The 17,347-nt window shown below is 64.7% G+C and carries 15 protein-coding genes; 8 read left to right on the top strand and 7 right to left on the bottom strand.

What is annotated here, in order from left to right:
* The first annotated feature begins 32 nt into the window (after positions 1-32).
* The 5 genes from P5703_RS04215 (at position 33) to P5703_RS04195 (ending at position 8,379) form a co-directional block, all read left to right on the top strand.
* Entirely contained in the window at positions 33-1,109 is a 1,077-nt protein-coding gene (locus tag P5703_RS04215) for an imelysin family protein (RefSeq protein ID WP_285585626.1), read from the top strand.
* 1 nt (position 1,110) lies between these two features.
* Positions 1,111-2,205: a DUF1513 domain-containing protein gene (locus P5703_RS04210; RefSeq protein WP_285585624.1), complete on the top strand. Its 1,095-nt coding sequence runs from the start codon at positions 1,111-1,113 to the stop codon at positions 2,203-2,205.
* Positions 2,206-2,289: 84 nt separating this feature from the next.
* Entirely contained in the window at positions 2,290-3,912 is a 1,623-nt protein-coding gene (locus P5703_RS04205) for a methyl-accepting chemotaxis protein (protein ID WP_045633302.1), read from the top strand.
* Between the two features lie 222 nt (positions 3,913-4,134).
* The gene (locus tag P5703_RS04200) at positions 4,135-5,268 is read left to right on the top strand and encodes an efflux RND transporter periplasmic adaptor subunit (RefSeq protein WP_045633303.1); all 1,134 of its coding nucleotides are present in this window, start codon (positions 4,135-4,137) and stop codon (positions 5,266-5,268) included.
* Between the two features lie 54 nt (positions 5,269-5,322).
* A complete protein-coding gene (locus P5703_RS04195) occupies positions 5,323-8,379 on the top strand; it encodes a multidrug efflux RND transporter permease subunit (protein WP_041755671.1) in 3,057 nt (1,018 codons plus the stop codon).
* Between the two features lie 11 nt (positions 8,380-8,390).
* On the opposite strand, the gene P5703_RS04190 is transcribed toward P5703_RS04195, so the two are convergent.
* The 5 genes from P5703_RS04190 to P5703_RS04170 form a co-directional block, all read right to left on the bottom strand.
* Positions 8,391-8,612 (bottom strand): hypothetical protein, encoded by a 222-nt coding sequence (locus tag P5703_RS04190; RefSeq protein ID WP_011914232.1) that lies wholly within the window; start codon positions 8,610-8,612, stop codon positions 8,391-8,393.
* Between the two features lie 157 nt (positions 8,613-8,769).
* Positions 8,770-10,410, bottom strand: a complete 1,641-nt coding sequence (gene groL / locus P5703_RS04185; RefSeq protein WP_011914233.1) for a chaperonin GroEL — start codon at positions 10,408-10,410, stop codon at positions 8,770-8,772.
* Between the two features lie 47 nt (positions 10,411-10,457).
* On the bottom strand, positions 10,458-10,751 hold the full coding sequence (locus P5703_RS04180) for a co-chaperone GroES (protein ID WP_011914234.1): 294 nt from the start codon (positions 10,749-10,751) through the stop codon (positions 10,458-10,460).
* 248 nt (positions 10,752-10,999) lie between these two features.
* The gene (locus P5703_RS04175) at positions 11,000-11,458 is read right to left on the bottom strand and encodes an FxsA family protein (RefSeq protein WP_045633304.1); all 459 of its coding nucleotides are present in this window, start codon (positions 11,456-11,458) and stop codon (positions 11,000-11,002) included.
* A 131-nt stretch (positions 11,459-11,589) separates the two neighbouring features.
* Positions 11,590-12,297 carry a HugZ family pyridoxamine 5'-phosphate oxidase gene (locus P5703_RS04170; protein ID WP_045633305.1) on the bottom strand — a complete coding sequence of 236 codons (708 nt, stop codon included), beginning with the start codon at positions 12,295-12,297 and terminating at the stop codon, positions 11,590-11,592.
* A gap of 100 nt (positions 12,298-12,397) precedes the next feature.
* Here P5703_RS04170 and P5703_RS04165 point away from each other — a divergent pair, with 100 nt between their 5' ends.
* On the top strand, positions 12,398-13,156 hold the full coding sequence (locus P5703_RS04165) for an SDR family oxidoreductase (protein ID WP_045633306.1): 759 nt from the start codon (positions 12,398-12,400) through the stop codon (positions 13,154-13,156).
* Positions 13,157-13,232: 76 nt separating this feature from the next.
* Here P5703_RS04165 and P5703_RS04160 read toward each other — a convergent pair whose 3' ends face one another.
* Positions 13,233-14,237, bottom strand: a complete 1,005-nt coding sequence (locus P5703_RS04160; RefSeq protein WP_045633307.1) for a DUF481 domain-containing protein — start codon at positions 14,235-14,237, stop codon at positions 13,233-13,235.
* A 135-nt stretch (positions 14,238-14,372) separates the two neighbouring features.
* Between P5703_RS04160 and P5703_RS04155 the strand changes: the two genes are divergently transcribed.
* The gene (locus tag P5703_RS04155; protein WP_041771978.1) at positions 14,373-14,732 is read left to right on the top strand and encodes an MGMT family protein; all 360 of its coding nucleotides are present in this window, start codon (positions 14,373-14,375) and stop codon (positions 14,730-14,732) included.
* A gap of 38 nt (positions 14,733-14,770) precedes the next feature.
* Entirely contained in the window at positions 14,771-16,471 is a 1,701-nt protein-coding gene (locus P5703_RS04150) for an AmpG family muropeptide MFS transporter (protein WP_011914239.1), read from the top strand.
* 49 nt (positions 16,472-16,520) lie between these two features.
* Here P5703_RS04150 and P5703_RS04145 read toward each other — a convergent pair whose 3' ends face one another.
* Positions 16,521-17,345, bottom strand: coding sequence for a mechanosensitive ion channel family protein (locus tag P5703_RS04145; RefSeq protein ID WP_264885133.1), 825 nt, complete (start codon positions 17,343-17,345; stop codon positions 16,521-16,523).
* Positions 17,346-17,347 lie beyond the last annotated feature (2 nt).

Raw genomic sequence — 17,347 nt, 5'->3', positions numbered from 1 at the left:
CGCTGCAAACCGGCAATGCCGACGAGGACACCATGATTCGTTCCAACACCCTGCGCATGGCCAGCGGCGGTCTGTTGACCGCCCTGCTGCTGAGCGCCTGCACGCCTGCCGATCCGCAGGCCGAAACCAGCAAGGCGCTGACCGATGGCGTCCTGCTGCCCGCCTACACCCACTGGGCCGAAACCGACCGTCGCCTGGCGGCCAGCGCCATCGCCTACTGCGCCGACAACCAGACCCTCGAAGAGGCGCGCGAAGCCTTCGTTCATGCGCAGTCGGCCTGGGCCGGCCTGCAACCCTTGCTGATAGGCCCGATGGGCGAAGGCAACCTGGCCTGGCAGGTGCAGTTCTGGCCGGACAAGAAAAACCTGGTCGCGCGTCAGGTCACGGCCCTGCTCGGGGCCAAGCCCAACCTAACGCAGGCCGATCTGGACGGTGCCAGCGTCGTCGTACAGGGTCTCAGCGCCTACGAGTACGTTCTCTTCGACAAGACGATCGATCTCGGCGACAGCGCAACCAAGGCCCGCTACTGCCCGCTGCTGACATCCATCGGTGAACACCAGCAGCAGCTTGCCGCCGGCGTGCTGCAGCAGTGGGAAGACAAGGACGGCATGGCCGACCAGCTGCGCAGCTTCCCCAACGAGCGCTATGCCGAGCCAAGCGAGGCGATCGCCGAGCTGCTGCGAGTCCAGGTCACCGCCCTCGATGGCCTGAAGAAGAAGCTCGGCGCCCCGCTCGGTCGACAGACCAAGGGCCATCCGCAGCCTTACCAGGCCGAGGGCTGGCGCAGCGACACCACGCTGGCCAGCATCGCCGCAGCGGTCAAGGGTGCCGAAAGCCTCTGGCTAGGCGCAGACAACAACGGCCTGCGTTCGCTACTGCCTGCCGAGCAGGCGGACCTGGCGCAGCGCATCGACGCAGCTTACGCCCAGCTGCTGCAGCACCTGGGCCGGCTGACGCAACCTTTCGGCGCGCTGCTGGCGGACGAACAGGGCCGCAGCGAACTGGATGCGCTCTACCAGGGCATCGACCGTCTGCATCGCCTGCACCAGCAGGAGCTGGCCCGCGCCCTCGGCGTGCAGATCGGCTTCAACGCTCACGACGGGGACTGAGATGAAACGTCGAACCCTGCTCGGTCTGGGTGGCGCCGTGCTCGCGGCAAGTGGCATCGCGGGCTGGAGTCTGAGCCGTCATGGCGGGCGGCCGGTGCTGCTCTCCGCACGCAACGATCAGGAGGGGCGACACTATGCCGTCGGCTATCGGCTCGACGGGAGCCAGGTGTTCGCCACCCCGGTCGCCGAGCGCTGCCATGACGTGTATCCGCATCCCTACCTGCCGCTGGCGGTGTTCGTCGGTCGGCGCCCTAGCCGCGAGAGTTACCTGATCGACTCGCGTGACGGACGCCTGCTGCAGGTGCTGGCGCCGCCACCCGACCGGCACTTCTATGGCCACGGCGTGTTCCACCGCGATGGCGAATGGTTCTACACCACCGAGAACGACACCCGCGACGCCGGCCGTGGCGTGCTTGGTGTCTACCGCCTGCAAGGCCGAGAGCTGGTGCGCGTCGGCGAGCACGCGACCCATGGCATCGGCCCCCACCAGCTGCTGTGGATGCCGGATCACGAAACCCTGGTGATCGCCAACGGCGGCATCCGCACCGAGGCCGACAGCCGCGAGATGATGAATCTCGACGCCATGGAGCCGAGCCTGGTGCTGCTGCGTCGCGACGGCAGCCTGGTCAGCAAGGAACAACTGCCGGAGCGCATGAACAGCGTGCGCCACCTCGCCGTCGCCGCCGACGGCACGGTCGTCAGCGGCCAGCAGTACGAAGGCGACCCGATGGACCGCGTGCCGCTGCTGGCGATCAAGCGGCCCGGGCAGCCCTTCCAGCACTTCCCGCTGGGCGAGGCGCAGCGGCAGATCATGAACCAGTACACCGCCAGCCTCGCCATCCACGACGAGCTGCGGCTGCTGGCCGTCACCGCGCCACGCGGCAACAAGGTGTTCATCTGGGACCTGGACAGTGCCGCGCTGCGCCAGGAGGCTCACCTGCCCGATTGCGCTGGCGTCGCGGCAGTCGCCGAGGGCTTCGTGGTCAGCTCCGGACAGGGCCGCTGCCGCCTGTTCGACTGCCGCGGCGAGCGTTTCACCAGTACGCCGCTGCAGATGCCGGCAGGGCTCTGGGACAACCATCTGCGCATCGTCTAGCTCAAGAAACACGTCACCCGGCCGATGTGCTGGGCAACGGCAGGGATGCTCATTGACGTTTTCTCAAACGACGAGACCTTGCCCATGCTCCAGAAGTCCCTGCGCGCGCAGATCCTCGCGCTGATCGGCGGCAGCCTGCTGCTGACGCTCCTCATCGCCCTCGGCTGCATCCGCATGCTCAGCAGCGATATCGACCAATTCCAGACGCTGCTCGACGGGCCCCTGGCCGAGCTGCAACTGATCGACGAGGCCAACCTCGAGTTCAAGGTGCAGGTGCAGGAATGGAAGAACGTGCTGCTGCGCGGCAAGCAGCTCGAAAATCGCAACCGCTACTGGAGCCAGTTCGAGGCACAGGAAGCCAAGGTGCAGAAGGTTCTTGGCGATCTGCTCGTGCTGAGTGCCGACGAACCGGAGCTGGCCGGACAGATCGAGCGCCTGCGCAACGAGCATCGAACGCTGGGCGGCGCCTACCGCAAGGGCCTGGACGCCTTCATCGCTGCCGACAGCGACCCGCTTGCCGGTGATGCTGCAGTAGCCGGGATCGACCGTGCCACAAGCGCCCAGCTCAGCGAACTGGTCAAGCAGCTGCATGCGGCCGCCAGGCAGCGTTCGGAGGCGATACAGGCCGATGCCGAAGCCACCGCGCTGCTCGGCCCGGTCATCATGATCCTGGCCGGCGTGGTGGTGGCGCTACTCAGCCTGTGGCTGGTCAATCGACGCATCATCGAACCGATTCGCAACCTGATCGAGCACATCGCGCGCCTCAGCCAGGGCAAGTTCGCCGACCGCGTGGATGCCAGCCGCAGCGACGAACTGGGCCGCCTCGCCGCCGCCGCCAACGTGCTGCGCGACTTCCTCGCCGATACCTTCACCCGCCTGCAGCAGAGCACCTCCAATCTGGACAGTGCCAGCGGCGAGCTGAACGCCATCGCCAGGCTGATGGCCAACGGCGCCCGCGAGCAGTTCTCGCGTACCGATCAGGTCGCCACGGCGATGCACGAGATGTCCGCGACCGCCCAGGAAGTCTCGCGGCATGCCGCCGAAGCCGCGCAGGCCGCCGACGCCGCCGACCATTCCGCCCAGCAGGGCGAAGCGGTGATGCGCGGCACCATCGCCACTATCACCGACATGAGCAACGAGATCGCCAGCACGGCGGACGTCATCCGTCGCCTGGAGGGTGATAGCGGGCGCATCGGCAAGGTCTTAGAGGTGATCCGCGGGATCGCCGACCAGACCAACCTGCTCGCGCTCAATGCCGCCATCGAGGCGGCCCGAGCGGGTGACGCCGGCCGCGGCTTTGCCGTGGTCGCCGACGAGGTACGCACGCTGGCCCAGCGCACCGCGGAATCCACCGCCGAAATCCACCAGATCATCGACACCGTGCAGACCGGCGCGAGCAACGCCGTGCGCGCCATCGAGAGCGGCCAGGCGCGCAGCGAACAGGGCGTCGGCCAGGTGACCGAAGCAGGCCAGATGCTGCAACGCATCACTGAAGCGGTCGAAGCGATCCGTGACATGAACCGTCAGATCGCCACCGCAGCCGAGGAGCAGACCGCCGTGGCCGAGGATATCTCGCGCAACCTCACCGAGATCACGTCCATCGCCACCACCAACCAGCAGAACGTCGAACGCACCGAAGCCGCCAGCCAGAACCTGCACGGATTGTCGGCGCAGCTCACAGAGGTTACCCGCCGCCTCGCAGGCTGACGATCAGCGGGGCGGCTCGACAGTCTGCCGCCCGCCCCGCATTTCAGCAGTCCTGCGCCCTCTCTCCCCCTTTACTTGCCTCCGATTCGGGGCTAAGTTCCTCCCTCCCCGGTCCGGCTGCGCCAGTGCAGCCATCGTCCAAGCGACGATGACCGGACGTTCGAACGGCTGCCTCGATCACGGCAGTAGACAGCCGGCTCACATCTCCAAGGAAATCGGAAAATGTTGCGCCGCATGCTGTTCATGCTGGGCGCGGTGGTCGTCGTCGTTGCGATCCTCGCCGCCTTCAAGTTCAACTCGATCTACCAACAGATTCAGCAGTTCCAGGCGCCCAAGCCGGCGATCAACGTCGAGGCGGAAGTAGCCCGACGCATGGACTGGCAGAGCCGCCTGCCGGCGATCGGTACGCTCAAGGCATCGCAGGGCATCGACCTCAGCGTCGAGATTGCCGGCACCATCAGCGACGTGCAGTTCCAGTCCGGCGAGAAAGTCAGCAAGGGCCAGGCCATCGTGCTGCTGGACAGTGAAGTGGAGCAGGCCAGCCTGGCCAGCGCCGAGGCCGACCTGAACCTGTCCCGCCTGGAATTCCAGCGCGCCCGCAGCCTGCTGGATCGCCAGGCCATTTCCCGCAGCGAGTACGACCGCCTCAACGCCCAGTCGCAGAAGGCCGAGGCCAGCGTCGCCCAGTTGCGCGCCAGCCTGGCGAAGAAGCGTGTGCTGGCGCCCTTCTCCGGCACCATCGGCATCCGCCAGGTGGATGTCGGCGACTACCTCGCCGCCGGTACGCCGATCGCCACGCTTCAGGACCTGTCCACGCTGTACGTCGACTTCTTCCTGGCCGAACAGCATGTGCCGCTGCTGAAGCTCGGCCAGCGAGTGCAGCTGCGCGTGGCCGCCTACCCGGACGAGCGTTTCGAAGGCGTGATCACCGCGCTGAACCCGAAGGTGGAAACCACAACCCGCAACGTGCAGGTCCGCGCCGAACTGGCCAACCCCGACGGCCGCCTGCTGCCCGGCATGTTCGCCGACCTGCAGGTGCTGCTACCGACCGAAACCGCGCAAGTGGTGGTGCCGGAAACCGCCATCACCTACACCCTGTACGGCAACTCGGTACTGCTGGTCACCGAAGGCACGCCGCCGGAGGGGGTCAGCAGCGACGAGCCCTACCTGGTGGTCGAGCGCCGTTTCGTCACCACTGGCGAGCGTCGCGACGGCCTGGTGGTCATTCTCGACGGCCTGGAAGGCGGCGAACAGGTGATCACTGCCGGCCAGCTCAAGCTCGACAGCGGCACCCATGTCGCCATCGCCGAGAGCCGCACGCTCAAGCTGGACGGCGCCGAGCCGGCGTCCGAATAAGCGGCCTGCCGCTCCGGCGGTAGCGCCACATCGAACAGTTCCAGGGACTTGCCCATGGCCTTCACCGATCCCTTCATCCGCCGCCCGGTACTGGCGAGCGTCATCAGCCTGCTGATCGTGCTGCTCGGCATTCAGGCCTTCAACAGCCTGACCATTCGCCAGTACCCGCAGATGGAAAGCGCGCTGATCACGGTGACCACCGCCTACCCCGGCGCCAACGCCGAAACCATTCAGGGCTATATCACCCAGCCGCTGCAGCAGAGTCTGGCCAGCGCCGAAGGGGTGGACTACATGACCTCGGTCAGCCAGCAGAACGCCTCGGTGATCTCGGTCTACGCGCGCATCGGCGCCGACACCGATCGCCTTTACACCGAGCTGCTCAGCCAGGCCAACTCGGTCAAGAACCAGCTGCCGCAGGACGCCGAGGACCCGGTGCTGAACAAGCAGGCGGCCGATTCCACTGCGCTGATGTACATCAGCTTCTACAGCGACCAGCTGTCCAACCCGCAGATCACCGACTACCTGTCGCGAGTCATCCAGCCCAAGCTGGCGACGCTGCCGGGCATGGCCGAGGCGGAGATCCTTGGCAACCAAGTGTTCGCCATGCGCCTGTGGCTGGACCCGGTGAAGCTGGCAGCCTACGGCGTCTCCGCGGGCGACGTGAACGAGGCGGTGCGCAAGTACAACTTCCTCTCGGCAGCCGGCGAAGTGAAAGGCCAGTACGTGGTCACCAGCATCAACGCCGACACCGAGCTGAAGACGCCGGAAGCGTTCGCCGCCATCCCGCTCAAGACCCAGGGCGACAGCCGCGTCCTGCTGGGTGACGTGGCACGGGTGGAGATGGGCGCCGAAAGCTACAACTCGATCAGCTCGTTCGACGGTATTCCCTCGGTCTATATCGGTATCAAGGGCACGCCCAGCGCCAACCCGCTGGACGTGATCAAGGAAGTGCGCGCGATCATGCCGCAGATCGAGGCACAACTGCCGCCGGGCCTGAAGGCGACCATCGCCTACGACGCCACCGAATTCATCCAGGCGTCCATCGACGAGGTGGTGAAGACCCTGGCCGAGGCCGCGGTGATCGTCATCGTCGTGGTCTTCCTGTTCCTCGGCTCGCTGCGCACGGTGCTGATTCCGGTGGTGACCATCCCGTTGTCGATGATCGGCGTGCTGTTCTTCATGCAGGCGATGGGTTACTCGATCAATCTGCTGACGCTGCTGGCCATGGTGTTGGCGATCGGCCTGGTGGTGGACGATGCCATCGTCGTGGTGGAGAACATCCACCGGCACATCGAGCAGGGCAAATCGCCGTTCCAGGCGGCGCTCGACGGCGCCCGGGAGATCGCCATGCCGGTGGTCTCGATGACCATCACCCTGGCCGCGGTCTATGCTCCCATCGGCTTCCTGCAGGGGCTGACCGGTGCGCTGTTCCAGGAGTTCGCCCTGACCCTGGCCGGCGCCGTGCTGATTTCCGGTGTGGTGGCGCTGACGCTATCGCCGATGATGTGTTCGAAGCTGCTGCGCCACGAAGAGAACCCCAGCGGCTTCGCCCATCGCCTGGATGAGCTGTTCGAACGCCTCAAGCAGCGTTACCAGCACGCGCTGCACGGCACCCTCAATACACGCCCGGTGGTACTGGTGTTCGCCGTGCTCGTGCTGGCGCTGATTCCGGTGCTGCTGATGTTCACCGAGAGCGAACTGGCGCCCGAGGAGGACCAGGGTATCGTCTTCATGATGGCCAGCGCACCGAAGACCGCCAACCTGGACTACCTGAACGCCTACACCGACCAGTTCCTGGAGATATTCAAGAGCTTCCCGGAGTACTACTCCTGGTTCCAGATCAACGGCTTCGATGGCGTGCAGAGCGGCATTGGCGGCTTCCTGCTCAAACCCTGGGACGAGCGCGAACGCTCGCAGATGGAAATCCTGCCCGAGGTACAGGCCAAGCTCGATCGCCTGCCCGGCCTGCAGATCTTCGGTTTCAACCTGCCTTCGCTGCCCGGCACCGGCGAAGGCCTGCCGTTCCAGTTCGTGATCAATACCGCCAACGACTACGAAACGCTGCTGCAGGTGACCGAGCGCATCCGCAAGCGCGCCGAGGAGTCCGGCAAGTTCGCCTTCCTCGATGTGGACCTGGCGTTCGACAAGCCGGAGATCGTGGTCGAGATCGACCGCGAGAAGGCCGCGCAGATGGGCGTCTCCATGGAAGACCTCGGCCTGACCCTGAGCACCCTGCTCGGCGAGGGCGAGATCAACCGCTTCACCATCGAGGGCCGCAGCTACAAGGTCATCGCCCAGGTCGAACGCGCCTACCGCGACAACCCCGACTGGCTGAGCAACTACTACGTGCGCAACCAGCAGGGCCAGATGCTGCCGCTCTCGACCTTGATCAAGGTACGCGACCGCGCCCGGCCGACTCAGCTCAAGCAGTTCCAGCAGCTCAACGCCGCGATGATCCAGGGCTTTCCCATCGTCAGCATGGGCGAGGCGATCGAAACGCTGCAGACCATCGCCCGCGAGGAAGCGCCGGAGGGCTTCAGCTTCGATTACGCCGGCGCGTCGCGGCAGTACGTGCAGGAAGGCAATGCGCTGTACCTGACCTTCGCCCTGGCGCTGGCGGTGATCTTCCTGGTCCTGGCCGCACAGTTCGAGAGCTTCCGCGATCCGCTGGTGATCCTGGTCACCGTACCGTTGTCCGTGTGCGGGGCGCTGGTGCCGCTGTTCCTCGGCCTGTCGAGCATGAACATCTATACCCAGGTGGGCCTGGTGACGCTGATCGGTCTGATCAGCAAGCACGGCATCATGATCGTCGAGTTCGCCAACCAGCTGCGTCGTGAGCGCGGCCTGAGCCGCCGCGAAGCGGTGGAAGAAGCGGCGGCGATTCGCCTGCGGCCGGTGCTGATGACCACCGCAGCGACAGTGTTCGGCATGGTGCCGCTGATCATCGCCAGTGGGGCCGGCGCCGTCAGCCGGTTCGACATCGGCCTGGTGATCGCCACCGGGATGTCGGTGGGCACGCTGTTCACGCTGTTCGTGCTGCCTGCCGTCTATGAACTGCTGGCCAGGCCGGACAAGGCACCGCAGCAGGCCGCCGAGCCCGGCATCGCCTGACGCCAGAGGCGTTAGCGCATGCCTTGTGACAGGCCGTAGAGAAGCAGGAGCAGATCCTGATCGGGGCGCGCCGCCTCGAAGCGGGATTTGCTGCCTGGCGGCAACGGGCAATAGCTGCGGCTTTCGCTGCTCTGCACCAGTGTCGCTCCGGGCTCATTCCATGCCGCTACGCAAAGCGTGGTCACTCCGAGCGCGCCGATGAGGAACAATCCTCGAGCGATTTCCAGCTTCATGGCGTAAACCCTTGATTAGGCGGTGGTTAACTGACCGTAGCTCAGCTAGTTAATTCCTGCGTTCTTTTTGACGAACGGTCGAGGATGCACTGAACGGCACGCAAAAAAACCCCGCACGAGGCGGGGTTCTTTTTATGGAGCCAAGGGGCCGGTCGGCTTACATCATGCCGCCCATGCCACCCATGCCGCCCATGTCCGGCATGGCCGGGGCCGGCTTGTCTTCTACCACTTCGGCAACCATGGCTTCGGTAGTCACCATCAGACCGCCGATGGAAGCAGCAGCCTGCAGCGCGGAACGAGTGACCTTGGCCGGATCGAGGATACCCATCTCGATCATGTCGCCGTAGGTGTCGGACGCAGCGTTGAAGCCGTAGTTGCCCGAACCCTGCTTGACCTTGTCGACCACCACGCTCGGCTCGCCGCCGGCGTTGGCAACGATCTGACGCAGCGGAGCTTCGACGGCACGACGCAGCAGCGCGATACCGACGTTCTGGTCTTCGTTGTCACCCTTGAGCTCGGAGATGGCCTGCAGAGCACGTACCAGAGCCACGCCACCGCCAGGCACCACGCCTTCTTCAACGGCCGCACGGGTCGCATGCAGGGCGTCTTCGACGCGGGCTTTCTTCTCTTTCATCTCGACTTCGGTACCGGCACCGACCTTGATCACGGCAACACCGCCAGCCAGCTTGGCCAGACGCTCTTGCAGCTTTTCCTTGTCGTAGTCGGAGGTGGTGTCTTCGATCTGCTTGCGGATCTGCGCCACACGAGCTTCGATGTCGGCCTGGGCACCAGCGCCGTCGATGATGGTGGTGTTTTCCTTGTTCAGCACGACGCGCTTGGCGTTACCCAGGTGCTCCAGGGTAGCGGTTTCCAGGCTCAGGCCGACTTCTTCGGAAATCACGGTACCGCCGGTCAGGATGGCGATGTCCTGCAGCATGGCCTTGCGGCGATCGCCGAAGCCCGGTGCCTTGACCGCAGCGACCTTGACGATGCCGCGCATGTTGTTGACCACCAGGGTGGCCAGGGCTTCGCCTTCCACGTCTTCGGCAACGATCAGCAGCGGACGACCGGCCTTGGCGACGCCTTCCAGCACCGGCAGCAGTTCGCGGATGTTGGAGATCTTCTTGTCGACCAGCAGCAGCAGCGGGTTGTCCAGCTCGGCAACCATGGTGTCCGGCTTGTTGATGAAGTACGGCGACAGGTAGCCGCGGTCGAACTGCATGCCCTCGACGACGGACAGCTCGTTCTCGAAGCCCGAACCTTCCTCAACGGTGATCACGCCTTCCTTGCCCACGCGCTCCATGGCCTCGGCGATGATCTGGCCGATGGACTCGTCGGAGTTGGCGGAGATGGTGCCGACCTGGGCGATGGCCTTGGAGTCGGTGCACGGCTTGGCCAGCTGCTTCAGCTCGGCGACGATGGCGATGGTCGCCTTGTCGATGCCGCGCTTCAGGTCCATCGGGTTCATGCCGGCAGCGACGGCCTTCAGGCCCTCGTTGACGATGGCCTGGGCCAGGACGGTGGCGGTGGTGGTGCCGTCACCGGCCTCGTCGTTGGCCTTGGAGGCAACGTCCTTGACCAGCTGGGCGCCCATGTTCTCGAAGCGGTCCTTCAGCTCGATTTCCTTGGCAACGGAAACGCCGTCCTTGGTGATGGTCGGAGCACCGAAGCTCTTCTCCAGCACCACGTTGCGGCCTTTCGGGCCGAGGGTCGCTTTTACCGCATCAGCCAGGACGTTCACACCGACCAGCATCTTCTTGCGTGCGGAGTCGCCGAATTTGACTTCTTTAGCAGCCATGTTGATTGATCCTCAATTCGTGAATTATGTACGGAGATTCGCGGTAATCAGGCTTCGATGACGGCGAGGATTTCGTTCTCGCTCATCACCAGCAGGTCTTCGCCGTCGACCTTGACGGTGTTGCTGCCGGAGTACGGGCCGAACACCACCTTGTCGCCGACCTTAACGGCCGGAGCGCGCACTTCGCCGTTGTCCAGCACACGTCCGGTACCGACAGCAACGACTTCGCCACGGTTCGGTTTCTCGGCAGCGGAGCCCGGCAGGACGATGCCGCCTGCGGTCTTGGTTTCTTCTTCGCTGCGACGAATCACGACGCGGTCATGCAGAGGACGAAGCTTCATTGTCGATCTCTCCTAGTAGAGTGGTTCCATGCCGATGACCCTTCATCGGCGGGTTGGGCAAATCCGGCTGTGCCGGTTGCGGCCCGCAGTGCGAGCCGCAGAAGACGGACTGTCGAACACGACAGCGACCTTGCGGTGTCCGCTACATGCGGGCGTTCAAGAGCATTTCAAGGGGCGCGGATGAAATTTTCATGGCCGCAAATGAAAAACGGCATGCCTGCTGGCATGCCGGTTATCGCGCGAGCGGATCATTTGTCCTGATCGCGTCGCTCCCATTCGCCCTCGATCACATTGGGCCGTTGCGGGTTGGCGCGGGCCTGCAAGTCGTCAGCGAAGGCGCGCTGACGGCGCATCTGCGCCTCCATGCGACGGTTGATCTGGCGGAACAGGAAGTTGCGTGTCGGCGGGAAGAGTACGATCAGCGCCAGCACGTCACTGATGAAGCCGGGCAGGAACAGCAAGCCACCGCCGATTGCCATCATCAGCCCCTGCAGCATTTCACGCTCGGGCAACTCGCCGCGCGCCAGGCGCTCGCGGGCACGCCAGGCGGTGGCGAAACCGGCCAGACGCAGCAGCAGAACACCGGCAATGCCGCTGAGCACCAGCAGCAGGATGGTGGCCAGCGCGCCGATGGAGCTGCCGACCTTGATCAGCACATACAGCTCGGCCAGCGGAAACAACAGAAACAGCACAAAAAAGATTCGCATCGATGGTCCTTGGCGGAAGATCAGCTTCCAGTCCTCTGTAGATGGCGGCATCGCGGGTCTAATTCAACCCGGGTGAAAAAAGCCCTGTAACCGGATTATGCGCAGCGCCGCTGAAGCCAAGCTGAACCGCGTCAGCGCCGCGCCATCGCCACCAGCGCCTGGCGCACCGCCCCCGGCGTCGAGCAGGGCTCGGGAAAGGCTATCCAGTGCAGTGCCTGGCCGACACGCAGGTGGAAGCCTTCACTGTCGATACCGGCCATTTGCGCTAGCGCACCCTGCGACAGCCCGGCCTGCTCGACATAGTGGGCGATGGCCGCTGCATGATCATCGTTCATGTGCTCGACCATGCCCCGCTCCACCTCGCCATTCTCGGCAGCGAAGGGATTGGCCAAGGCGACGTCGTCCAGCCAGTGAATTGCACCGAAACCGCCGATGTAGCGCCAGCGCACCGGTTCCAGCACCCAGAAGTCGAAGTCATGGACGCGGTGGTAGTCCTGCGACTCGGGGAAGTAGCGGTAGTAGCGTTGCGCAGCCGCCTCGATCGCCGCCCCATCGTCGAGCTGGCGGGCCTCGGCCAACAGCGTGAGCCGGCCCGCTGCCTGGACGTCCTCGGCGGCGCGCTCACCGACCAGCAGCGAACAGCGCGCATCGGCCTTGAGATTGCGGGTGTGCTGGGCGATCCGACTGATCAGCAGCAGCGGCCAGCCACGCGCGTCCAGGCAATAGGGCACGACCGAGCCGAACGGAAAGCCGGGCATGGCCTGGGAATGGGTGGAGAGCACGCCGCGGTATTCCTTGAGCAGAAGTTGTCGGGCATGCTTGCGGGCTTCGGCGCTCACCTGTGGCTCCTCGATACGGTCCGGGACGACGGAGCGCCCAGCATAACGATTTCCCTGGCGGGCGTCGTTCCCGCTTAACAAGGACAACTAGGAGACGCGCATGCAACTGCAAGACAAGGTCATCATCGTCACTGGCGGCGGCCAGGGCCTCGGCCGCGCCATGGCCGAGCACCTGGCAGGCAGGGGCGCACGCCTGGCTCTGGTGGACCTCAACCAGGACCGTCTGGACGAAGCCGTGGCCGCCTGCAAGGCCGCCGGTGGCGAGGCCCGCGCCTACCTGTGCAACGTCGCCAGCGAGGAGCAGGTCTGCGAGACGGTCGCGCGCGTCGCCGAGGACTTCGGTGGCCTGCATGGGCTGGTCAACAATGCCGGCATCCTGCGCGACGGCCTGCTGCTCAAGGTCAAGGATGGCGAAATCAGCAAGATGAGCCTGGCCCAGTGGCAGGCGGTGATCGACGTCAACCTCACCGGCGTATTCCTCTGCACCCGGGAAGTCGCAGCGAAGATGGTCGAGCTCAAGAGCGAAGGCGCGATCATCAACATCTCGTCGATCTCCCGCGCCGGCAACATGGGCCAGACCAACTACTCCGCGGCCAAGGCCGGTGTCGCCTCGGCTACCGTGGTCTGGGCCAAGGAACTGGCGCGCTATGGCATTCGCGTGGCAGGGGTGGCGCCCGGCTTCATCGAGACCGAGATGGTCGCCAGCATGAAGCCCGAAGCGCTGGAGAAGATGACCGCTGGCATTCCCCTCAAGCGCATGGGCAAGCCGGCGGAAATCGCCCACTCGGTCGCCTACATATTCGAGAACGACTATTACACCGGCCGCATCCTCGAACTGGACGGCGGGCTGCGTCTCTGATCGGGGCGTCAGGGCCAAAGAAGAAAGGCAGCCAGATGGCTGCCTTTCTTATATATGCACACCGGATCGATAAGGCTTACCAGCCCACGCCGAAACCGATGCTGTAGCGGGTCAAGTCGAGATCGTTGTCGGCACCGCTGATGATGTCCTTCTCTGCCTTCATGTTCAGCGAAGCCCAGTCGGTCACCTTGTAACGCAGGCCGACCTCGGCATCGAGCGCGTAGTCGGCAACGTTCTCCAGCGGCTTGCCGAGTTCGCCGGTACTGAACAGCTCGAAGGTCTTGCCCACCAGGTAGCGGTTGTAGTCCCACTTCATCGCCGCCAGGTAGAAGTTCTCCTTTTCGCCGTCGGCAAACTCGTAGTCGCTACGGTTGATCAGCCCTGCCAGGGAGAAGGCGCCCAGCTCGTTGTCCCAGAACTGGTAACCGGGACCGGTACCGATGGTGCGCTGACGGCGCACGTCCTCGATCTGGTCGCGCTTGTAGCTCAACCGCCCCTGCCAGAACCAGTGCTGATCGAGGATGCGGTCCAGCGCGTACTCGGCATCCCAGTTGTCGGTGACCGTCACGCCGTCGCGGTACTCGCGGTTGTAGTTGCCGGTGCCGTTGTGGCGCCACAGGCCGTGACGCGCCTTGGTGTCAAAGGAGACGTCGTAGTCGTCGGTATCGGTCTCGGCACGCTTGTAGTCCATCGCCACGTCGACATTGCCCTTCCAGGTGAAATCCTGGATCAGCGGCTTGGGATGGATGATCTGGGTGATGCTCGCCAGCTCCACGGTGCGCGGCGCGGCACCGTTGGCGATGACGACCTTGCCCTCGTCGGCTGCCTGCAGGGACTGAGCGACCTCGCCGGTCACATCGTCCTGCTTGATCAGCAGCTTCTGGTCGCTTTCCAGCGTGGCGATCTTGCTCCACTTCAGCGGAATCGAACCGCCATACTCGGTTTCGATGAGCAGCTTGCCGCCGTCGAGCACACTGATCTTGCCGGTCAGGCGATCGCCATTCTTCAGCCACACGGTGTCGGCGAGCGAAGGCAGGGCAACGGCGGAAAGGGTCGCGCAAAGCAGGGTTCTGGTGAGCATAAATGTGCTGGGATTATGGTCGAAGTGGGTTGAAAGGCTGGCATTATCCCTATGCATTCAGCTACAGCAAGCACAGACCGCCGAATGGATCACGAGTTCGGCGAGCCGACCTCCACCACCGACCGGAAGCTCTGCATGAATGACCACGCACCGCTGTCACCCCCCGGTGCCGATGCCGAAACGCGGCGCACCGCCGTTTACCTGGTGATGTCACAGATCCCGCCGGGCAAGGTGGTGAGCTACGGCGAGCTGGCCGCCATGGCCGGCCTCGGCCGCGCCGCGCGCTGGGTTGGCCGCCTGATGTCGCAGCTGCCGGATGACACCAGCCTGCCCTGGCACAGGGTGATCGCCGCCGGCGGCCGCCTCAGCCTGCCAGCCGGCACAGCGGCCGGGCACGAGCAACGCATGCGGCTGCGCGCCGAGGGGCTGACCATCGTCAACGACCGCGTGGACATGCGTCGGCACGGCTGGCATTCGACGGAGCTCAACGGTTAGAGTGCGCCCTTCGTCCCATCAGCACAGAACCTTGATGTATGTCCCGTGATACCTGGCGCGATGCGCTAGCCGCCTACGCCAGTCCTGCCACGCTCGCCCTGTTGTTGCTGGGGTTCGCAGCCGGTCTGCCGGCGGTCCTGGTGTTCTCCACCCTTTCGGTGTGGTTGCGCGAGGCGGGTGTTTCCCGGGAGACCATCGGCTTTGCCAGCTGGATCAGCCTGGCCTACGCCTTCAAATGGGTGTGGTCGCCGATGCTCGACCAGTGGCGATTGCCCTGGATCGGCTCGCTGGGCCGGAGACGTTCCTGGCTGGTGCTGTCCCAGGCGCTGATCGCCGTCGGCCTGATCGGCATGGCGCTGTGCAACCCGCAGCACAATCTCACCATGCTCATCGCCCTCGCCGTGGTGGTGGCGTTCTCATCGGCCACTCAGGACATCGCCATCGATGCCTACCGCCTGGAGATCGCCGAGGACAAGTTGCAGGCGACCCTTGCCGCCAGCTACATGACCGGTTACCGCATCGCCATGCTGCTGGCCAGCGCCGGTGCCCTGTTCCTCGCCGAATGGCTGGGCTCCAGCAACCTGAATTACGACCAGGCGGCATGGACCACCACCTACCTCGTCTTTGCCCTGCTCATCGTGCCAGGCCTGGTGACCAGCCTGGTGATCCGCGAGCCGGACGTCGCCGCGCCGCTACCCAACGAACCCTCGCGCTACACCTTCAATCATCAGCTGGCCGCGGTCGGGCTGCTGCTGGTGCTGCTGATCTCGGTGCCGGCGATGATCAACGCGCTGATCGCCCAGGCCTGGCCGCGCGCCACACTGTACGCACTGTTCATTCTCGGCAGCGTATCGCCGGTGGGCCGCGCGCTGTTCGTCCCGGTGCGCCACATTCTCGGTCAGGCCAAGGCGCGCCAGCGGCCGACACGCTTCGACTTCGCCCACCAGGCGGTATCGGTGATCGTGCTGATCATCCTGATGGTTTCCACCACCGGCATGTTCCAGTCCTACTGGGGCGGCTACTGGCCGCGCGGCACCATGTACCTGCTGATCTGCTGGGGCTGCCTGTCGGCGCCCGGGCGCATCCTGATGGGGCCGGTACTGACGCCGATCACCGACTTCATCGTGCGCTACCGCTGGCAGGCGCTGCTACTGCTCGGGCTGATTGCCACCTACCGGATGTCGGACACGGTGATGGGCGTGATGGCCAACGTCTTCTATATCGATCAGGGCTTCTCCAAGGACGAGATCGCCAGCGTCAGCAAGCTGTTCGGGCTGGTGATGACGCTGCTCGGCGCGGCCTTTGGCGGCCTGTTGATCGTGCGCTTCAGCATCCTGCCGATCCTGTTCATCGGCGGTGCGGCATCGGCCGCCACCAACCTGATGTTCATGCTGCTGGTGGAGATGGGCGCCAACCTGCAGATGCTGATCGTCACCATCTCCTGCGACAACTTCAGTGGCGGTCTGGCCTCCACCGCGTTCGTCGCCTACCTGTCGAGCCTGACCAACCTGAAGTTCTCGGCGACCCAGTACGCGCTGCTCAGCTCGCTGATGCTGCTGCTTCCGCGCCTGCTCGGTGGGTATTCCGGCGTCATGGTGGAGCACCTGGGTTACAGCAACTTCTTCCTGGTCACCGCCCTGCTCGGCATACCGACGCTGGTATTGATCGCCTGGCAATGGACCCGAACTCGCCAGCAGCCGCTTGACGGCGAGGGCGAAGGCGCCTCGGAGCGCAGCTGAAAACGACGAAGCCGGCAGATGCCGGCTTCGCTTCGTTTGCAAAGGGTGATCAATGCTGCACGATGTGCACCACGCGCTGCGGGAATGGAATCCCGACGCCCGCGGCGGTCAGGCGCTCCTTGGCCTGCTCGGTAAAGCTGAAGGTCACCGGCCAGAAGTCAGCGGTCGCCACCCAGACGCGCAACGACAGGTTCACCGAACTGTCACCGAGCCCCGTCACGAATACCACCGGCTCGGGCTCGCGCAACACTCGCGGGTCCTCGGCGATTTCCAGCAGGATCTGGCGGGCCAGCTTGATGTCGCTGCTGTAATCGATGCCGATGTTGATATCGGCACGGCGGCGCGGCTCACGGGAAAAGTTGGTGATATGGCCATTGGAGAGCGCGCCGTTGGGCACCACCACGGTCTTGTTGTCTCCGGTCTTGAGCACCGTATGAAAGATCTGGATGGAGTTGACGGTGCCCGCGATACCTTGCGCCTCGATCCACTCGCCAACGCGAAACGGACGGAACAGCAGGATCAGCACGCCACCCGCGAAGTTCGCCAGGCTGCCCTGCAATGCCAGGCCAATGGCCAGACCCGCGGCGCCGATCACGGCGATGAACGAGGTGGTTTCGACGCCGATCATCGATGCCACGCTGACCAGCAGCAGCACCTTGAGCACCACGCTGGCCAGGCTGCCAATGAAGCCATGCAGGGTCGGGTCCACCTGACGGCGCTGCAGCAGACTGCTGACTTTGGCGGTGAGGGTGTTGATCAGCCACCAGCCGAACAGGAAGGTCAGCAGTGCCAGCGTGACCTGGGCGCCGTACTGCAGTGCGACCGGCAGCCAGGCTTCGGAAAGATCGACCAGATAGTCGACGGAGAGGTCCATGG

The sequence above is a fragment of the Stutzerimonas sp. FeSN7 genome (genome assembly GCF_030263795.1).
GTDB classification, from domain to species: Bacteria; Pseudomonadota; Gammaproteobacteria; order Pseudomonadales; family Pseudomonadaceae; genus Stutzerimonas; species Stutzerimonas stutzeri.
Note: the sequence above shows the minus strand (reverse complement) of the source record. Positions and strands in the feature narration are given on the sequence as shown.

Coding starts and splice junctions, on each gene's coding strand:
- P5703_RS04215 (WP_285585626.1), top strand. CDS start 33: ATGATTCGTTCCAACACCCTGCGCATGGCCAGCGGCGGTCTGTTGACC.
- P5703_RS04210 (WP_285585624.1), top strand. CDS start 1,111: ATGAAACGTCGAACCCTGCTCGGTCTGGGTGGCGCCGTGCTCGCGGCA.
- P5703_RS04205 (WP_045633302.1), top strand. CDS start 2,290: ATGCTCCAGAAGTCCCTGCGCGCGCAGATCCTCGCGCTGATCGGCGGC.
- P5703_RS04200 (WP_045633303.1), top strand. CDS start 4,135: ATGTTGCGCCGCATGCTGTTCATGCTGGGCGCGGTGGTCGTCGTCGTT.
- P5703_RS04195 (WP_041755671.1), top strand. CDS start 5,323: ATGGCCTTCACCGATCCCTTCATCCGCCGCCCGGTACTGGCGAGCGTC.
- P5703_RS04190 (WP_011914232.1), bottom strand. CDS start 8,612: ATGAAGCTGGAAATCGCTCGAGGATTGTTCCTCATCGGCGCGCTCGGA.
- groL (WP_011914233.1), bottom strand. CDS start 10,410: ATGGCTGCTAAAGAAGTCAAATTCGGCGACTCCGCACGCAAGAAGATG.
- P5703_RS04180 (WP_011914234.1), bottom strand. CDS start 10,751: ATGAAGCTTCGTCCTCTGCATGACCGCGTCGTGATTCGTCGCAGCGAA.
- P5703_RS04175 (WP_045633304.1), bottom strand. CDS start 11,458: ATGCGAATCTTTTTTGTGCTGTTTCTGTTGTTTCCGCTGGCCGAGCTG.
- P5703_RS04165 (WP_045633306.1), top strand. CDS start 12,398: ATGCAACTGCAAGACAAGGTCATCATCGTCACTGGCGGCGGCCAGGGC.
- P5703_RS04160 (WP_045633307.1), bottom strand. CDS start 14,237: ATGCTCACCAGAACCCTGCTTTGCGCGACCCTTTCCGCCGTTGCCCTG.
- P5703_RS04155 (WP_041771978.1), top strand. CDS start 14,373: ATGAATGACCACGCACCGCTGTCACCCCCCGGTGCCGATGCCGAAACG.
- P5703_RS04150 (WP_011914239.1), top strand. CDS start 14,771: ATGTCCCGTGATACCTGGCGCGATGCGCTAGCCGCCTACGCCAGTCCT.
- P5703_RS04145 (WP_264885133.1), bottom strand. CDS start 17,345: ATGGACCTCTCCGTCGACTATCTGGTCGATCTTTCCGAAGCCTGGCTG.